The sequence below is a fragment of the Paenibacillus sp. FSL R7-0345 genome (genome assembly GCF_038595055.1).
GTDB lineage: Bacteria > Bacillota > Bacilli > Paenibacillales > Paenibacillaceae > Paenibacillus_AQ.
This window is the reverse complement of the sequence record NZ_CP152002.1, coordinates 4,928,116-4,945,208: the sequence shown is the minus strand read 5'-3', so window position 1 is coordinate 4,945,208 and position 17,093 is coordinate 4,928,116. Positions and strand designations below refer to the sequence as shown.

Below are 17,093 nucleotides of genomic sequence, written 5' to 3'. Positions count from 1 at the left end.
CTGTAAGATTAGATGCGGGCAAGCCGAATAGAACAGCGTAGACACTATTTCCGGGCAAGCTTGCGCATAGTTAATCGTTACAGAGTAATCCACATGATCGGCGAAGGCTCCTTTGTATGCATCTCTGGGTTTCAGCTTACCATCTGGCCAGGCTGAATACAATCAGCCAGCCTGATAAATTTGCGCATCAGGCTTTACTGTGAAGGGTGATCAGATAACCGTCCGGGTCGGCAAATGTAAAGGTTCGGCCGAAGGGTCCATCGATGGGTGCGGATGTGATTTTTACGCCTGCTGCAAGAAGCTTGTCATGGATTTCCTGTGAATCAGGAGCATGCAGCCACAAAGCGACACCTAGTCCAGGCTGGCTCCCTGAACCAAGTTCTATTCCTGGTAAGAGGTCACGCAGGGCAAAGGCGATCGGCTTTGTTTCAAAGACCACGGCATGAGGGGGTCCAGCCTGTGACCGGACCAGTCCGAGAGAGTTTTGATAAAATTCTGCAGAGCTTTCAAGATTGCTCACTTGAAGTGAAATGAAGTCGGGTCCAATTACTGTCATAATGTTCTCCTTTGTATGTGGGGTTGTTAATTCACTTTCATTTGGTATGTCTTGATTATACAAACCCCCTGTTGCCAACAGTATGTCAGTAGCGTTCTTTCATTTTTTTGATTTCTTCTTTTATCCGGTTTTTAAATGATTCAGGCTCAGTGACTGCCACATCTGCCCCCCACCCAAGAATCCAGCTCAGCAGCTCTTCCGGTTGACGGACACGAAAAGTAACATGGTAACCATCCTCCCTGGCTTCCGCAGTCTCCATATAATAGTTGTTAGCTTCATCCACTTTATCAGCCATTTCCGGATTGAAAATGGCGCAGACCCGTATGCTGCGGGTATCCTTCGGCCGATAGGACTGAAGATTGAAGTTATCGGGAAGCTGAAAGGGCTCATCAGTCACGGCAGGGCCGCTAATCCGGGAAACCCGAAAATGGCGGATATCCTCCCGCAGGTCACAGGAAGCAAGTAACAGCCAGCCGTTTTGCTCATCATGTGCCAATCCGTATGGCGCTACCGTTCGCTCAGTTACTCTGCTTCCATCAGCTTCAGCAATCCGCTTGTGATAGGCGAAACGAAGCTTTTTGCCATCCAGCATAGCCTCACGAATGATCCCCAGGTTTACTTTCTCACGGATCATGAGGTCCATTTCATCTTTTTGGAGCAGACGGATGCCCCCTTGGATCCGGTTGGTCTCCTCACGGATAGGCCCTGAAAGAATGGCTTCTATTTTTCTGCGGGAAGAGCGGGCGCTTAGGCGAAAAGCAGGATCAAAACGTTTTTCAATGAATTCAGCGCCAAGAAGAAGGGAGACTGCCTCTTCTACTGTAAAACTGACGGGTGGCAGAAAATAACCCTCCATTAAAGAATATCCTGTTCCTGTCTCACCAATGATGGGCACACCTGCCTCGCTTAAGGCCTGCATATCCCGGTATATCGTTCTGGCACTGACCCCTAAAACCTCTGATAATTCATCCGCTGTCCGCACTCTGCTTCGCTGTAATTCCATCACAATCGCCAGAAGACGCTCTGTTTTATTCAATTGAAACTGCACTCCCTTGCTTAGAAATCAACTACACCAGTTTAGTTACGATCAGCTTTAGCTTAATTGCCGTGCTGCTTTTGCCGGATAACGTTTGAAAAAAGCCCTGCCGGGTATTAACGGGTATCAGGAATGAAGGAGGTGTGAAGCGATGAACAAGAATCTGCCGCCTGAGCTTCCCCCAAAGGTTGTTCCCGAAGTCGATCCCGGGCGGATACCGGAGCCGAAGCCGGCTGATATTCCGCCAGAGGTCGTTCCCCGCGAGCAGCCGGAGATTCCGGCCCCGGTCCCGCCGGAGGTTCCGCCAACGAAGCCGTTGTAGCAATACTTAGGTTTCATCAGCCTACCGCAATTTTGCAGAAAAGACCAGTTGCAGTACCGCATATTGACTCCTCCTCATTATTTGTCTGACGACAGATGCTGGAGAGGAGTTATTATTTGTTTTAGGTGGAAAAACGCAGCTTATTTCTGCTAATATAGCTCTCCATCGGTGAAAATCCACTTAGTCTGACGGAAGAAATGCCGATAAAAGAATAAACGGCTGTTTACATTCTGTTTGCATTGTTTGTTTACACTAAGCCTAAATAGAGAGACGGAGGTAGAAAGCTTTTGGAATTGTTTGAATACATACTGCTGATGCTGGCGGCGCTGGCCGTGTCTAATCTGGTCAACCGCTTTATTCCGTCGGTTTCCGTACCGATTATCCAGATTGCGCTGGGGGTGGCGATTACGCTGCTGCCCCTGCATTTCGAATTAACGCTGAATCCGGAGCTGTTCCTGCTGCTGTTTATCGCTCCTCTGCTGTTCAATGACGGCCGGCATGCCGATAAGGAGGCGCTCTGGAGCTTGCGGAAGCCGATCCTTCTGCTGGCGCTTGGACTTGTCTTTGTAACGGTTGGCATCGTCGGTTATTTCGTAAACTGGCTGCTGCCGGTCATTCCTTTGGCGGCATCTTTTGCCCTGGCTGCGGCCTTGGCCCCGACTGATGCGATTGCGGTAGGCGCGCTGGAGCAGAAAGTGAAGATCCCCCACCGTACGATGCAGCTTCTGGAGGGAGAATCCCTGATCAATGATGCTTCCGGTTTAGTTTCCTTTCAATTTGCGGCGGCCGCGATGGTTACCGGAATATTCTCTTTCAAATCTGCCGGACTTAGCTTTCTGGGCATTTCGCTCGGCGGAATCGTGCTTGGCCTGCTGCTCACACTGATCAAATACGGTGTTGTCAAATGGCTGCGCAGGCTGGGGATGGAGAACGTTACCCTGCACATGCTGATTGAGATTCTGACTCCTTTTCTGATCTTTATGGCGGCAGAGGAGCTGGGGGTCAACGGCATTCTGGCTGTAGTAGCGGCCGGGATTGCCCATTCCTTCAATTATAAAAAGATGAATCCCGAAGTCGCCAAGCTGCGGATCGTCTCCAAAAGCACCTGGTCGGTAATCATCTTTGTGCTGAACGGCCTGGTGTTCCTGCTGCTCGGCACTCAGCTGCCGGAGATCATCCGGACGATCTGGAACAGCCCGGAGATCGGCAATATGCGGGTAATCCTGTACACGCTGCTGCTTACCTTAGCTGTCCTTGGCCTGCGGCTGATCTGGGTGCTGCTGATGAAGGTGCCGGGAGAAGGCGAAACACACCCCGGCCCGCGCAAAAGCAGATTCAGAACCGCGCTGATCCTTTCGCTGTCCGGCGTTCGCGGCACCATTACGCTTGCGAGTACATTGTCGCTGCCCTTTTTCCTGGACGACGGTACCGTCTTTCCATCCCGGGATCTGATTATCTTCCTGGCCTCCGGCGTCATTTTGTGGACCCTGCTGGCCTCCAATTATCTGCTGCCGCTGCTGCTCGGAGCGGAGACAGTATCGGTACAGGATGAGGAGGAGACTCAGGCCAAAATCGAGATTTTGCGCAATGTGGTCGCCGGATTAAACGATCTGTCCACCGAGCAGAACAGGCTGGCCTCAGTCCAAATTATTAATACGTATACCTCAAGAATCCGCATGCTCCGTAAGAGTGACAGGAAAGATGAGCTGGAGCGCTCCCTGGGCCTGTCGGTGCTGAATTGGGAACGGGAGAATACGCTGCAGGTGCTTGAGCGCAAGGAGGTAGACCCTTATACGGGCTATAGATACCTCAACCGTATCAACCGGATTTTGTTCATGCATACGCGCGATCCCCTGTATAAAAGGGAGTTGTTCCCGGTCAGGCATTGGGATGAAATGGTCGGTATTCTGCAGCAGGCGCGGCTCAGCAGGCGTGAAAGACGCGCTGAGCTCAGCAGGCTGAGAATCCGGAATGTTACCTATGTACTTGAGCAGCTTAAAGGGCCGGCCGCCGAGGCCGGGCCGGATATCGAGACGATCAGCTCCTTTATTCTGCAGTATGAACGAATGCTGCTGCGGCTGACGCGGGGTGAGGCTTATTCCGGCAGCCGTGAGGAGTATGACGAATCCATACAGGAGCTTGCGCGGATCGGCATTCAGCTGGAGCGCGACAGCCTGCAGGCGATGTTCGAGAGCGGCAGAATATCCCGCCACGGTATGAAGGAAATGAAGCGGGACATTCTGTTCATGGAGCATGATCTGCGCGAAGAGACAGTCTGACGGTACAGCAGAGCCAGGCAGGTTACAAGGCAGGCTAGTTGTATATGGGTTTTTCATCCGCCTCACCGGGCATCCGAAGCTCGATCAGCTCCATAGCGGTGTGGGCTTTAATCCCATGCTGCTCCCCCGGGTTGATGGTGAAAAAATCGCCTGGATGCGCCGCAGCATAGTGTCCGTTCCGCAGAATTTCTCCATACCCCGATACAATGTGCCAATGCTTGCGGTAATGGCAGGTCGTCTCAGGCAGCTCACAATCCGGCAGGATGGACAATTTAATGGTCAGTATCTGCTGCGGGCCGCCGGCTGTCCGGTCCAATACGGTGTAGCTCCCCCAGCTGCTTTCTCCGTATCCGGGAACGGCCGCGTTCAGCTGCATAATTTCTTTAATCGCATTCGCCTCATGTTTACCGGCAACCAGAATACCGTCGTGGCTTGCTACAGCGACAATGCCGGGCACGCCGATCACATGCAGCGGAATGTTTAATTCGTTAACGATCGCAGTATCTGCTGATTCGCCCCAGATTCCGCCGGCGCCGGTTACCGGCTGCTGCAGCTCTGCGCTCAGAGCCGCCCAGCTTCCGAGATCACGCCACTCCCCCTCATGCCGGAGGACAACAGCGCTGCTGGTGCGTTCAGCAACCTCCTTATCAAAGCTGAGCACTGGCAGGCCCGGATAGCAGTCTGCAAAAGCTTTCAGTTCAGCAGGCAGACCCATCTGCTGCAGCTGGGACAGCATGAAGCTAAGCCGGAATGCAAACACCCCGCAGTTCCAGAGCGCTGCTGCCCGCAGCAGCTCTTCTGCCCGGGGTCGGGTCGGCTTTTCTTCGAAAGCAATCACTGGAGCGTAAGCACCGGCAATATCCGGCCCGGGAACAATATAGCCATACTGGTCGGAAGGGCGGGCGGGCCTTGTCCCAAGTAAGGCAAGCTCGGCCCCTGAAGCAGCCAGCACATCAGTGAACTGATGGAACAACCTGAAAAAATCATCATCCGCAAACATATCAGCCGGAGCCACGCAGATCGTGTCCTCCGGCTTTGCTGTTCCCCCGGCATACAAATGAAGCACTCCCAGGGCTGCGGCTGTAAAGGTTCCGCGTTTATGCGGCTCTCCGATGACCGGATAGCCGCCTCCGGTGTAGCGCCGGACAAGGGCCTGCTGATCCTTATGCGTCACGAACAAGGCGGAATCCCCCAGCCCTGCCTGGTCCAGCTGGCGGCATACCCGGCCGATCATGGATTCCGTACCCCCGCCCGGTGCCGGAAGGAGATTGAGGAACATTTTGGAGCGGATAGCTCCGGATAATGGCCACAGCCGCTGACCGGAACCGCCGCAGAGCAGAATGGTATGCTGCATGGGTAAGCCTCCTTAATGCTTGCCGGGAATGGAATATCCTTTGCGTTGATGAAAAGACAAAGAACGGTAGGTACGGGCCAGCTTGCGGATTTGTTTTTCCACGAGGCTGCCTGCCGGACTATGAAGTGATTTATTGTTTGCATTTCTTAGCAGCACAGCGCTGCGGTTTTTGCTGTATACATAGTTGGCATAGGTTTCGAATTCAGAGAAGCCAAACTGTTTTTTCTTGTTGATACTGCGGATAATGGCCGCATGCCAGGGCAGTCCGTGCCGTGCTTCAATATTTTTTTTCAAAGCGGCCAGCTTCTGTTTTTCAAACAGCATGTAATGGGTCACAAAGGATTTGGGGGAAGGGGCGGCGCTCCCGAGCAGCTTCCGGTAGGTACGGAAATATTCCGGCTGGCTCCAGTTCCGGCAATAAAAAACGGTCTTTCCTCCAGAGCGGAAACGGTGAGGACGAATCAGTACCGTGTCGGCATCAACAACGAGAAAAAAAGGTTCCCGGCAGATACGGTCACCGTTCATTTTCAGCAGCTGTTGATACAGCCAGCCGGACCGGTTCCAGCGGGAGGAGGAATAATGGATGTCTTGTTTGGTGAACGGCAGAACGGTGGTTTCATCGACGAAGATACAGTTTTTGCGTGCGCAGAGCTCTCTGATTCTGCTGCTGGCCGGTGAGACAATGTAGATGTGGCTGATCGGATGGCGCACATGGCGGCGGAGGCCGTCGATGACAAAGGGAAGGGTTCCCAGATCCTTTTCAATGGCCGGAATCAGGACGTCTATTGCGGGACCGTTATCGGCTCTGTCTGCTGAAAATGCTGACATTTCATTTCATCTCCCGTTCGAAAATTGACAGCTTTGCATCTGCACCAGAATATGCTCTCCGGACACGGTATGACCGGGTCAAACAGGCTGTAAAGTTATTTTTAAGCTCACGGGACAGATGGTTATTCAGCTGATGCTGCGGCGGCATAGGATGCACTGAGAGGTAATTCAGGGGAGGACTGATATCTTTCCCGGTCAGGAGAGTGCAGATGTGAAAGCAGTCAAGGATAACCTTCCGCAGAGTAAATGGCTAAAGACGAAGCTGCTGCTGCAGAGCGGTTCCATTAAACGCTATATTCCGGACACCCGGAGATTCAGCAAAAGCAATCTGGAGCAGATGATTTACAGCTATGGGATGATCTATATCAAGCCGGAGAGAGGAACTTACGGGAACGGGGTAATCCGTGCTGAACGTGGAGAACAGCAGGGTTTTAAGTACCAGTATGAGGAAATAGTCCGCCACTTCGATACGTTTGAAGCTTTCCATAAAAGCCTGGCAAAGAAGACGGGCAGCAGAAGTTATCTTATTCAGAAAGGCATTCACCTGCTGAAGCATAACAGCCGCCGGTTCGATATCCGGGTGATGGTGCAGGTAAGTCCCAAGGGCGCCTGGGAGGCTACCGGCATTATCGGCCGGCTGGGACATCCCCGTAAAATCGTGACGAACTACCATAGCGGCGGAAAGCCGATGGCTATTGAAACGCTGCTCCACAGCCATTTGTCCCCGCACCGCCTGGCGCAGCTGACAGAGGAGCTGAATGTACTTGGTGTGCGCATGGCCTCGCACATGCGGAAAACATATCCGAAGATTCAGAAGATCGGTGTTGATATCGGATTGGACCGTTCGCTGACCCCGTGGATTATTGAAGTGAACATGAATCCGGACCCGTATATTTTTAACCAGCTGAAGGACAAATCCATGTATAAAAAAGTAATGCGGTACCGCCGGCTTCAGCTGAAAAAGAAACAATAGATAAGCATGCACAGCCCAAAAAAGACGGCAATTTATTCAGTCATGCTGAATAAATTGCCGTCTTTTTGGCTTGACATTAACCCTTCCCGGGAAGGGGCTAATCAACGGTCTGAAAATACTGTTGATTAGGCGAGTCCTGCCCTTGGCTCTGCTCCTCAGGCGTTATCTGCAACCGCCTGCTTGAGCGGCTGAACGGCTTCTTTGTCTGCGTTCGGTCCGACCTTCTTGATAAAGAAGGAGAGCAGCAGGCCGAGAACGCCGATGCCGACGATTACAAGGTAGGCATCGTTGATACCCTGGATGGAAGCTTCCATAACCATATGCTCCTGCGTTCCGCTCTGGGCGCCGCCTGCAGCCAGCATTTCCTTCATGTGTACGGTCGTGCGGCTGGTCATTACGGTGACCAGCAGGGAGGTTCCGACTGCACCGGCTACCTGTCTGGTGGTATTGGAGATGGCTGTACCGTGGGCATTCAGCTTCGACGGCAGCTGATTCAGACCCAAGGTCTGAATTGGCATCAGAAGCAGTGCCATCCCGATCCGCCGGCCGGTGGACATCAGCACGAGATAAGTGAAGCTGGTTGAATCCGTCAGATTCACGAAGCCGAGGGTAGTGACGATCATGATCAGCAGGCCAGTAACCGCCAGCCATTTCGCGCCGAACCGGTCGAACAGCTTGCCGGTAACCGGCATCAGCAGCCCCATGATCAGTGCACCCGGCAGCAGCAGCAGGCCCGACTCCAGCGCCGTGTAGCCGCGGGCATTCTGCAGGTACAGCGGCAGGAGCATCATATCGGCATACATTACAATGGTAACGGCCACGCTGATAAGCGTAGTCAGGCTGAACATGTTGTATTTGAAGGCGCGCAGGTCAAGCAGCGGATTGCCGGAAGCCAGCTGCCGCCATACAAACAGGACCAGCGCAACAATTCCTGTACCCAGTGTCAGCAGAACTTCGCTACTAGCCCATCCGCTGCCGGCCGCCTGGCTGAAGCCATATAGCAGCATGCCGAACCCGACGGTGGACAGGACCACGCTGAGCAGGTCGATTTTAGGATAAGTGCGCTCGGATACGTTTCGCAGATAGATGAATCCGCAGACGATGACAATGAGCGTCAAAGGAATCATACCGTAGAACATAGTCTCCCAGCTGTAATGCTCCAGAATATATCCGGCCAGTGTCGGTCCGATCGCCGGTGCAAAAATTATCGCCAGCCCGACCATCCCCATGGCCGCCCCGCGCTTTTCCCGGGGGAACAGAGCCAGAATAACGTTGGTAAGCAGCGGCATAATAATGCCGGCTCCGGCAGCCTGGATCATCCGTCCGGTCAGCAGTACAGGGAAGTTTGATGCAAGTGCCGAAACAACCGTTCCCGCCAGAAAGACAAACATCGACGTCTGGAACAGCTCACGGGTGGTGAAGCGTTGCATCAGGTAGGCCGTAATCGGAATCAGCACGCCGTTAACCAGCAAATAGCCTGTAGTCAGCCATTGGGCCGTTGCGGCTGTAATGGCAAAGTCTTTCATAAGCTCCGGAACGGCAACACTCATTACCGTCTGGTTCAGCGTCGCCAGAAAGGCACCCAGGATCATGATGAACAAGATGGGGCCTTTTTTTATGGAATTGCCTGCTGCTGTTGTTATACTCATTTCACTCCATCCTTTCAAAGGGTCCATGCCACATGGACTTAATTTACAATGTGTTGTATAGTTTACAAGTCATAAAACACATTATAGTTGAAATTTTCATGTAATCAAGCGACTTTTTCAGAAAAAATGTAAAGTAATTGACGGTCTGCTACTGACTGTAGCCTAACTTGATAAAAAGAGACATTTTTAAGAAAATTGTAGTTTAGTTTTTTAGTTGAAGGAGTGGAGAAAGCAGAATGGATAAAGAAATGCAAAGGTTGGATCCCCGCGTACTGCGTACGCGTCAATTACTGAAGAATGCGCTGGTTGAACTGCTGGAGGAGATGGAGATTGAGAAAATCTCGGTAAACCGCATTGCTGAACGGGCGGGGATTAACCGGGTAACCTTTTATCTGCATTACCGGGACCTGCCCGACATGCTGGAGAAAATGGCGGATGAGATGGTGGAGGATATTTATAAGGTGGTAAGCAACCATCCCGAGCAGGCTTCGGGGGAGGAATGGCCGCTGCTCGAAAGTCTGCTGAAGCATATTGAGGCCAACGCGCGGCTGTACAAGGTGACATTAACCTTCAGACAAAGCACGATTTTTACGGACAGGCTGGTAAAAATGATCGAGGAGATGATCACGACACGGCTAGTGCGCCAAGGGGGGAATCCGGAGCTTGAGGTAGAGCGGGATATTGCAATCTGGTACGGTTCAGCAGCGCTAATTGGCACGATCGTCAAGTGGCTGCGCAGAGATATGCCTTACACCCCTGCGTATATGGCCAGACAAATTACCCTGCTGCGCTCGCGATAGCCGCCGCAGGGCAGGTCCGGAAGCGGCGGTTAGGCCGCTGAAGTCCGGTCTGCCGGATGGCTGGCCTTGGAGCGCCGGCCGAGAATGAACCCGGCCAGCGAAGCAAGCACCTGCTGGAATACCATGCCGAGAACGACAGGCACAGCAACCGGAGCCGGGAAATAGGATACGGCGAGCACAGCACCTGCGCTGATATTACGCATGCCTCCGTTAAAAATCAATGCGACCTCGTCAGCCTCATTCCAGCGCAGCACCCTGGCGGTCAGGAAGCAGAGAACATAGCCGGTAGAAGCCATGAACACGATAACAGCAGCCAGGCCGACCAGTTTGAGGTCAATGTTGGCCAGATACGGCGAAATGACCGAACCGTTAATCATAATGACGGCTGCCATGAACAGCTTGGAGAAGGGATTCAGCCGCGGGCTCCAGACGGGAGCGACCGCCCCCTTGCTCCATTCATTAAGCGCCATTCCAAGCAGCGAAGGAACAACAATCATCCAGAACAGGCTGCTCATCATCGCCCAGGTATCCAGCTCCACATTCGTGCCGATGAGCACGGACAGTACGCCCGGGACGATAAACGGTGCCAGCAGGGTATCGATCAGAATAATGGTTAGTGTAAGGGCAGTATTGCCTTTATAAATGCTCACCCAGATAAAGCTGCTGACCCCGGTCGGGATGACAGCGGCCAGCACCAGGCCGGTAATCGTAAATTGGTCGGTATAATACAGCAGATTTCCAAGACCGAAAGCGACCAGCGGCATCGCAATGTGCAGAATAAACAGACAGACGAACAAGGGCAGCGGCTTTTTGATTACATTTACGAAATCCCTGACGCCGAGGCTGATGCTACCGGCAAATGTCATAAAGGCAAACAGCCAGGGGGACAAGTAGGTATAAGGGGTAAGCGCACTTCCGCAGAGCACTCCCGCAAGCACGCTAACCGGGGTAATCAGCGGCATCATCCGGTTGAGCACACGGTTCAGTTTAAGAAGCATGTCATGACATCCTTTTTCCGTAAGTTCTTCCTATTATACACCTTTTGCCGCCTGATGCATGTGACACTATGTTTTTGAGCACCTTTGCCAGCCTATGGTATACTAGTTTACAACTAATAACAGTTAATACATAGCAAGCAGGAGGAAGGGAATGGATCAACGGAGCAAGAGAAAGAAAGCACAGCGCAGCAAAGCCCGCAAACGCACTTTGCTGATCAGCACGTCTGCTGTGCTCGGCACATGTCTGATTGCCGGCGCTGTATATGCCGGAACACTGTATTTTAAGGCCGAACGGGCGCTTGACCAGATTTCGGCGTCGGGCTCTGTTCCGGGTGAAACGGCCGGTTCGGCATCCCCTGCCCCGGCGGCTACGGAGACCCCGGCTGCTGAAGACGAAGATAAGAACAAGCCGCTTACGTTTCTGCTGGCCGGTGTGGACAACAGAAGCGGCAGCGGCGGGACGATGAATACGGATGTCATTATGCCGGTTGTCTATGAACCTGCTTCCCGGCGTCTGTCCATTCTGTCTATTCCCCGGGATATGAAGCTTACCAGCAGCGAGCTTGGTACACATAAGGCGAACTATTACTATGCTTATTATTATGCGCATAACAAAGGCGAGGATTTGAGCAAGACGAGGGAATACTTCGGTGATCTGCTGCAAATGGACCTAGATCATATGGTTCTTGTTAATTTTGCGGCCTTCAGCAGCATTGTCGATGAGCTGGGCGGGCTGGATATCGATGTGGAGATGGATATGCGTTATGTGGATAATGCCGATGGCACCAATATCAATCTCAAAAAAGGGATGCAGCATCTGAGCGGCAAAGAAGTGCTCGATTACGTCCGCTACCGCAAGTCGAACCGCGGAACCGCGGAATCCTCCGATTTCTCCCGTAATGAACGGCAGCAGAAAGTGCTGAATCAGATTCTGGACAAGCTGGATTCCGTCAGCGGTATTGCCAAGTGGGGAGACATTATTGATATTCTGGGCGATAATATCCGGACGGATATTCCCAAAGACCAGCTGGTCAGCTGGATTATGAATTACAACAACATGAAGCCGGCTGCAAGTGAACTGATCACTCTGGAATCGGAATGGAAGAGCCCATACGTCTATGCGAACGAAGAGGATCTGCTGGAGAAGCTGGAGAAGCTGCGCAGTCCGCTTGGCCTGCCTGCACTGGACACCTCGGAGCTGAAGCATGATTTCGGGCTTGTGAATTAGCTGTGTAAAAGGATTGACCCTGACAGATATTAAAGTCTATGGAACGGGATTAATCCTAACGTATTATGCACGCTACAGCACGTACCTTGTTTATTTTAATAAAACGCCACTTATTCCGGATAATTCGCTTCTTTGTAAGCGAAACCGGCATGGTGGCGTTTTTACTGTTAATAGAGGATTATACTGCGCTGTTTGGCGGAACGGTGTTTAGCCCTTTTTGCGGTGGTGCCGGACGATGGTTATCCCGGTAAATATGCCGATTACAATAAGCCCGCCAATGGTCCAGGCATCGATGGGGGTATTTTCCGCCAGATTACCGCTGTCTGCAGGTTCCGGGGAGGGAAGAGGCTGCAGCTCAATCTCCTTATCCTTCAGAAAATCGGGCGTAACAGAATCACTGCTTACCTTGGCGGAAGGCGAGCATAACGGATTTTCCCACCCGCTGTCAGTCTGTTTCAGATAGAAAAGATAATCTTCGCCGGCCTTACTTGGGCCGTTAAGAGCGCCCCAGGTGCTGTTTTCTTTTAAGACCAGCGTCCGCTCTGTTATCGTTTTAAAACTGTGGCTGACTGTAATTTGAAGCTCATTGGATGCCCCGTCAGCGCTCGTGGATACCTTATCGACATGGCCGATCACGATGCCATCGTAATAGGCATACGCTTTTTCAGCTGTCGGCAGTTCAGCGCAGGATAAGGCAAAGGAGCTGCGGGCTGGCAGGAATAACAATATAAAAAGAGCTAGCAGGGCTGCTCTGCGCATTAGGAATCATCTCCGTTTTTATTATGCTTATCAGACGGCTGCGGCGCAGGAAAGGTTGCAGGCAGGAGCGTTGTAGTGTGGATAACTCGTGTACCCCGTAACCCCGTAACCCCGTAACCCCGTAACCCCGTAACCCCGTAACCCCGTAACCCCGTAACCCCGTAACCCCGTAACCCCGTAACCCCGTAACCCCGTAACCCCGTAACCCCGTAACCCCGTAACCCCGTAACCCCGTAACCCCGTAACCCCGTAACCCCGTAACCCCGTAACCCCGTAACCCCGTAACCCCGTAACCCCGTAACCCCGTAACCCCGTAACCTTGAACCCTGTCCTTCAGTAACTTCTACTATTTCTAACGGACACCAGAGCCGTTATTTAAGGAAATCAGACCGTTTAATCAGGCTAACGGACCGAATGTGCTTAAGTCAACAGAGTGGACACGGTAAAAAGGGTCAGTTGGCACGTTTAAGTGTGCTGTAATACTGTGACTCAAAGCGATCCGGGGAGAGATAGCCTAGCTTACTGTGTATTCGTTTCCGGTTGTAAAAGAACTCAATATAACGGAACAGATGGTTTGCAGCTTCTTTCTGAGTTTGGAAGGTCGCCCTACGGTAAATCATTTCTCGCTTAAGAATGCTGTGGAACGATTCAATGCACGCATTGTCGTAGCAGTTTCCCCTGCGACTCATACTGCGAATCATATGGTACTCTTTTAACTTCTTGCGGTATTCTACGGAGGCGTACTGGCTTCCCCGGTCCGAATGGTGAATGACTCCCTTGTCCGGTTTCTGGGCTGCGTAGGCCTTGTCTAGCGCCGCAGAAACCAACTCTACTTTCATTCGGTTTCCGAGCTGCCAACCCACAATTTTACGCGTATACAAGTCAAGAACACTCGCTAAATAGACCGTGCCTTGGCGCGTACGGATATAGGTAATATCTGTAACCCAAACTTGGTTAGGTTTTGTGCACACATCAAAATGTTGGTTTAGCCAATTCGGAGCAATGGGGGAGTCATGGTTTGAATCTGTGGTTTGGACTTTAAATCTTCCCATTGCCTGGGAGCGGAGCTCATGTGCCCGCATGAGTCTACCTACGGTTTTTTCACCAACCGAGAGTCCTTCTTCATGCAGTTTTCTGGTGATTTTTGGACTGCCATAAATCGCATCATTGTCATGAAAGTGGTACTTGATACGCTCGACCAGATAGTCCCGGCTCTGCTTCCGTTTACTAGGAGGGGCTGTCCGCCATTTGTAATATCCACTTCGGGATACACCGAGTACGCTGCACATCTTCTCGATCCGGAATGTTGAGCGGTGCTCCTCAATAAACTGAAATTTCAGCTCCGGTCTTTGCTGAAGATGTGCAACGCTTTTTTTAGGATAGCGACTTCCTCTTCGAGATCTTTGTTCTTTTGTTCTAGCGTTACAATCTGTTGTTCTTGAGTACGCAGCTTACCACTTCCTACAAACGGCTCATCGGGGAACTGCCGGTAGGTCATCATCCAGCTCTTGAGAGTCCCCTTGGGAATATTAAGTTCCAGGGCAATCTCGTCCATGGATTTTCTTTGTTCCTGGATATACTTCACCGTTTCTTCTTTGAACTGTTTGTTATATCGCTTCCGTTCCGCCACGGTTACCACCTCTTTTAGAGTTTATTCTATTATCTTGGGTTGGATTTACCGTGTCTACTTATTAGTCTCACTCATGGAGTCCGTTAGCCTGCAGAAACACGCCTTTTGCTGCAAATAAGCGCATCTGAGTCCGTTAGCCGGACGCTGGGATTACTATTACTTAAATTCACAACAACCTATTGTGTTTAAAACAGCCGACGTAACAGCCGAGTCCTGCCCTCCAAGAATTCAGCTGCTGCAGGTAGATATTGTAGTAGTATACTCCATAATTTGCAGCCACTTCGTCCACACACTACCGCCACACTCCACCGCCACACTCCACGCACACCTCAACCCAATAAGTTACTCCGATCCCCGCGCCTCAGCCTTTTCTCAACTACTGCCACACTCCACCCACACGTCAGTCCCCGAGCCGGCCCACACACTCTATTACTGCACTCCTCCTATACGTCAACCCTTGCGCTACTGCTGCTCCGCACCTTGCCGTCCCCACCCGTGCCGCCTCCCCATGCTCCTCAGCAACCGCTTCAACAAATCTTAAGTTTGGTAAGTACATTCATTAAGAACTGACGATACTCTACGTTGTCTACGTTTGTTATCATATTCGTGTAAGGGGATTCAAGGGTAAAGGCCTAACCCGGCGGTCCCGGTTTAAGATTGAATGTAAACGCTCTACGAAAATAACACTTCGAACAATAAGCCGGAATGTTTGGCATACTGGAATGAAAGACTATTTTCAGCTGCCGGAAGGTTCCTTTATACGCTTTTTTTCAGAATCAGGGAGGGTCTACTATGGACAATCAGAACTTAGCCCGGGAGATTATCCGGAATGTCGGGGGCCGGAGCAACATCAGCCACCTGGAGCATTGTGTCACCCGGTTACGATTTACGCTTAAGGATGAATCCGCCGCCCAGACGGATACGATCAATAATCTGGACGGCGTTATGACAGTGGTCAAAAGCGGAGGCCAATACCAGGTTGTCATCGGCAACAAGGTAAAAGAGGTCTATAAAGAGGTCACAGACCAGCTCGGCGGAGCGGTCGTGTCGAATGATGCAGAAGCAGCGCCACCCGGCAAAAAGAAAAATGCCTTTAACCGCTTCGTCGATGTAATCGTCGGCATTATCTCACCGATCATCGGCCTGCTGGCTGCTGCCGGGATTATTAAAGGGATGCTTGGTCTGGCCACTGCACTGGACTGGCTGGCGGCAACAGACGGCACTTATATTCTGCTGAATGCGCTCGGAGACGGGCTGTTCTATTTCATGCCGATTATTGTCGGCTTCTCGGCCGGCCGGAAATTTAACGGCAACCCGTTTATCCCGGCAGCCATCGGCGCCGCACTGGTCTATCCGGCGGTCATTACCGCCTACAATGCGGGTGACAGCCTGACATTTGCCGGCATTCCGGTTGTGCTGGCGAGCTACACCTCGTCACTGTTTCCGATCATTCTGGCTGCCTGGGTTGCTGCGAAGCTTGAGAAATGGTTCGAGCGCAAACTTCCCGCCTCACTGAGGCTGTTCTTCGTTCCGCTCTTTACCATTCTGATTACCGGGATTCTAACCTTCCTGCTGGTAGGTCCGGTACTGACGGAAGCAAGCAGTCTGCTGGCAGATGCGACCATGTGGATTTATAACCTCAGTCCGGTCGTTGCGGGTGTTGTTCTCGGCGGGCTGTGGCAGCTGATTGTCATCTTCGGCCTGCATTATGCTTTTATCCCGGTGCTGATCAACAATATTACAACGCTCCAGTATGATCCGGTGAATGCGATTCTGAGTGCCTCTGTATTTGCGCAGGTTGGTGCGGCGCTCGGGGTGTTCCTGAAGTCAAGAAATGCGAAGGTACGCAGCATTGCCGGTCCGGCCGCCATATCCGCCTTCATGGGTGTAACAGAGCCGGCGATTTACGGGATCTCGCTTCCGTACAAAAAGCCTTTTGTCATGGCGGGAATTGCCGGGGCTGTAGGCGGCGGTATTACTGCGGCGATGAGTGCAAAGATGTTCGGCTTCGGGGGCGGGGGGATTTTTGCAGCTCCGATGTTCATTAATCCTGCAGGGCTCGACAACAGCTTCTATGCCTATGTCATTGCAAGTGCGGTGGCCGTCGTTATCGCAACCGTGCTCACCTATCTGTTCGGCTTCAAGGACAAGCAGGAGACTCCAGCGGCAGCGCCGGCAGTATCCGGGGCAAGCAGCACAGCACCAGGGGCGGGTACAAAAACCCAGGTCTACAACTCCATACAAGGTAAGATTATCCCGCTCAGCGAGGTGCCGGACGAAGCCTTTGCAAGCGGTGCAATGGGCAGCGGCTACGCCGTCATTCCTGCGGATAATAAAGTTTACGCGCCGTTCGACGGTACGGTGGTAACCGTGGCGAATTCCAAGCATGCTGTTGCGATTGTGTCAGATGACGGTGTGGAGCTACTGATCCATATGGGGATTAATACCGTTAAGCTGAAGGGTGCGCCGTTTGAGCTTAAGGTCAAGGAGAATGATCGTGTCCAAAAAGGCCAGCTGCTGGCCATTGTCGACTGGAACATGATCCGGGACAACCAGTTCCAGGTGACGACCCCGGTAATTGTTACTAATACAGCAGAGCATGAATCGGTTGAGCTCAAGGCATACCGTAGCAGCGAGGTTAAGATAGGTGAGCTGGTACTGAGCATCCGCTAATCAAACTG

Annotated in this window: 15 protein-coding genes; 6 read left to right on the top strand and 9 right to left on the bottom strand. The window is 52.1% G+C overall.

Going from position 1 to position 17,093, the window contains the following annotated elements:
• Nucleotides 1-187: 187 nt before the first annotated feature.
• Both NST84_RS21470 and NST84_RS21465 read right to left on the bottom strand, forming a co-directional pair.
• Nucleotides 188-556: a VOC family protein gene (locus NST84_RS21470; protein ID WP_342562180.1), complete on the bottom strand. Its 369-nt coding sequence runs from the start codon at nt 554-556 to the stop codon at nt 188-190.
• Between the two features lie 85 nt (nt 557-641).
• Entirely contained in the window at nt 642-1,592 is a 951-nt protein-coding gene (locus NST84_RS21465) for a YafY family protein (RefSeq protein ID WP_342562179.1), read from the bottom strand.
• 151 nt (nt 1,593-1,743) lie between these two features.
• On the opposite strand from NST84_RS21465, the gene NST84_RS21460 reads away from it, so the two are divergent.
• A complete protein-coding gene (locus NST84_RS21460; RefSeq protein WP_342562178.1) occupies nt 1,744-1,914 on the top strand; it encodes a hypothetical protein in 171 nt (56 codons plus the stop codon).
• 287 nt (nt 1,915-2,201) lie between these two features.
• On the top strand, nt 2,202-4,193 hold the full coding sequence (locus tag NST84_RS21455; RefSeq protein ID WP_342562177.1) for a Na+/H+ antiporter: 1,992 nt from the start codon (nt 2,202-2,204) through the stop codon (nt 4,191-4,193).
• Nucleotides 4,194-4,227: 34 nt separating this feature from the next.
• On the opposite strand, the gene NST84_RS21450 is transcribed toward NST84_RS21455, so the two are convergent.
• Together NST84_RS21450 and NST84_RS21445 are read right to left on the bottom strand one after the other, a co-directional pair.
• The gene (locus NST84_RS21450) at nt 4,228-5,547 is read right to left on the bottom strand and encodes a sugar phosphate nucleotidyltransferase (protein ID WP_342562176.1); all 1,320 of its coding nucleotides are present in this window, start codon (nt 5,545-5,547) and stop codon (nt 4,228-4,230) included.
• A 12-nt stretch (nt 5,548-5,559) separates the two neighbouring features.
• Nucleotides 5,560-6,375 carry a DUF6492 family protein gene (locus NST84_RS21445; protein ID WP_342562175.1) on the bottom strand — a complete coding sequence of 272 codons (816 nt, stop codon included), beginning with the start codon at nt 6,373-6,375 and terminating at the stop codon, nt 5,560-5,562.
• Between the two features lie 211 nt (nt 6,376-6,586).
• Between NST84_RS21445 and NST84_RS21440 the strand changes: the two genes are divergently transcribed.
• Nucleotides 6,587-7,348 carry a YheC/YheD family protein gene (locus NST84_RS21440; RefSeq protein WP_342562174.1) on the top strand — a complete coding sequence of 254 codons (762 nt, stop codon included), beginning with the start codon at nt 6,587-6,589 and terminating at the stop codon, nt 7,346-7,348.
• A 155-nt stretch (nt 7,349-7,503) separates the two neighbouring features.
• Here NST84_RS21440 and NST84_RS21435 read toward each other — a convergent pair whose 3' ends face one another.
• Nucleotides 7,504-8,997, bottom strand: coding sequence for a DHA2 family efflux MFS transporter permease subunit (locus tag NST84_RS21435; protein ID WP_342562173.1), 1,494 nt, complete (start codon nt 8,995-8,997; stop codon nt 7,504-7,506).
• 236 nt (nt 8,998-9,233) lie between these two features.
• Between NST84_RS21435 and NST84_RS21430 the strand changes: the two genes are divergently transcribed.
• Entirely contained in the window at nt 9,234-9,797 is a 564-nt protein-coding gene (locus NST84_RS21430; protein WP_342562172.1) for a TetR/AcrR family transcriptional regulator C-terminal domain-containing protein, read from the top strand.
• A 29-nt stretch (nt 9,798-9,826) separates the two neighbouring features.
• On the opposite strand, the gene NST84_RS21425 is transcribed toward NST84_RS21430, so the two are convergent.
• Entirely contained in the window at nt 9,827-10,795 is a 969-nt protein-coding gene (locus tag NST84_RS21425; protein ID WP_342562171.1) for a bile acid:sodium symporter family protein, read from the bottom strand.
• A 151-nt stretch (nt 10,796-10,946) separates the two neighbouring features.
• Here NST84_RS21425 and NST84_RS21420 point away from each other — a divergent pair, with 151 nt between their 5' ends.
• Nucleotides 10,947-12,023, top strand: coding sequence for an LCP family protein (locus tag NST84_RS21420; protein ID WP_342562170.1), 1,077 nt, complete (start codon nt 10,947-10,949; stop codon nt 12,021-12,023).
• Between the two features lie 207 nt (nt 12,024-12,230).
• Here the strand turns inward: NST84_RS21420 and NST84_RS21415 are convergent, their stop codons facing one another.
• From NST84_RS21415 to NST84_RS21405, 3 genes are all read right to left on the bottom strand, one after another.
• Nucleotides 12,231-12,782 carry a hypothetical protein gene (locus NST84_RS21415; RefSeq protein ID WP_342562169.1) on the bottom strand — a complete coding sequence of 184 codons (552 nt, stop codon included), beginning with the start codon at nt 12,780-12,782 and terminating at the stop codon, nt 12,231-12,233.
• Between the two features lie 452 nt (nt 12,783-13,234).
• Complete coding sequence (locus tag NST84_RS21410) at nt 13,235-14,107, bottom strand: IS3 family transposase (protein WP_342566390.1); 873 nt, start codon at nt 14,105-14,107, stop codon at nt 13,235-13,237.
• 11 nt (nt 14,108-14,118) lie between these two features.
• Nucleotides 14,119-14,412 (bottom strand): transposase, encoded by a 294-nt coding sequence (locus NST84_RS21405; protein WP_342561736.1) that lies wholly within the window; start codon nt 14,410-14,412, stop codon nt 14,119-14,121.
• Between the two features lie 792 nt (nt 14,413-15,204).
• Between NST84_RS21405 and NST84_RS21400 the strand changes: the two genes are divergently transcribed.
• On the top strand, nt 15,205-17,085 hold the full coding sequence (locus NST84_RS21400) for a beta-glucoside-specific PTS transporter subunit IIABC (RefSeq protein ID WP_342562168.1): 1,881 nt from the start codon (nt 15,205-15,207) through the stop codon (nt 17,083-17,085).
• Nucleotides 17,086-17,093: the final 8 nt, after the last annotated feature.

Bases quoted from the DNA above. Each gene is read 5' to 3' on its own strand.
- NST84_RS21470 (WP_342562180.1), bottom strand. From the start codon at position 556: ATGACAGTAATTGGACCCGACTTCATTTCACTTCAAGTGAGCAATCTT.
- NST84_RS21460 (WP_342562178.1), top strand. From the start codon at position 1,744: ATGAACAAGAATCTGCCGCCTGAGCTTCCCCCAAAGGTTGTTCCCGAA.
- NST84_RS21450 (WP_342562176.1), bottom strand. From the start codon at position 5,547: ATGCAGCATACCATTCTGCTCTGCGGCGGTTCCGGTCAGCGGCTGTGG.
- NST84_RS21445 (WP_342562175.1), bottom strand. From the start codon at position 6,375: ATGTCAGCATTTTCAGCAGACAGAGCCGATAACGGTCCCGCAATAGAC.
- NST84_RS21435 (WP_342562173.1), bottom strand. From the start codon at position 8,997: ATGAGTATAACAACAGCAGCAGGCAATTCCATAAAAAAAGGCCCCATC.
- NST84_RS21430 (WP_342562172.1), top strand. From the start codon at position 9,234: ATGGATAAAGAAATGCAAAGGTTGGATCCCCGCGTACTGCGTACGCGT.
- NST84_RS21425 (WP_342562171.1), bottom strand. From the start codon at position 10,795: ATGCTTCTTAAACTGAACCGTGTGCTCAACCGGATGATGCCGCTGATT.
- NST84_RS21420 (WP_342562170.1), top strand. From the start codon at position 10,947: ATGGATCAACGGAGCAAGAGAAAGAAAGCACAGCGCAGCAAAGCCCGC.
- NST84_RS21415 (WP_342562169.1), bottom strand. From the start codon at position 12,782: ATGCGCAGAGCAGCCCTGCTAGCTCTTTTTATATTGTTATTCCTGCCA.
- NST84_RS21400 (WP_342562168.1), top strand. From the start codon at position 15,205: ATGGACAATCAGAACTTAGCCCGGGAGATTATCCGGAATGTCGGGGGC.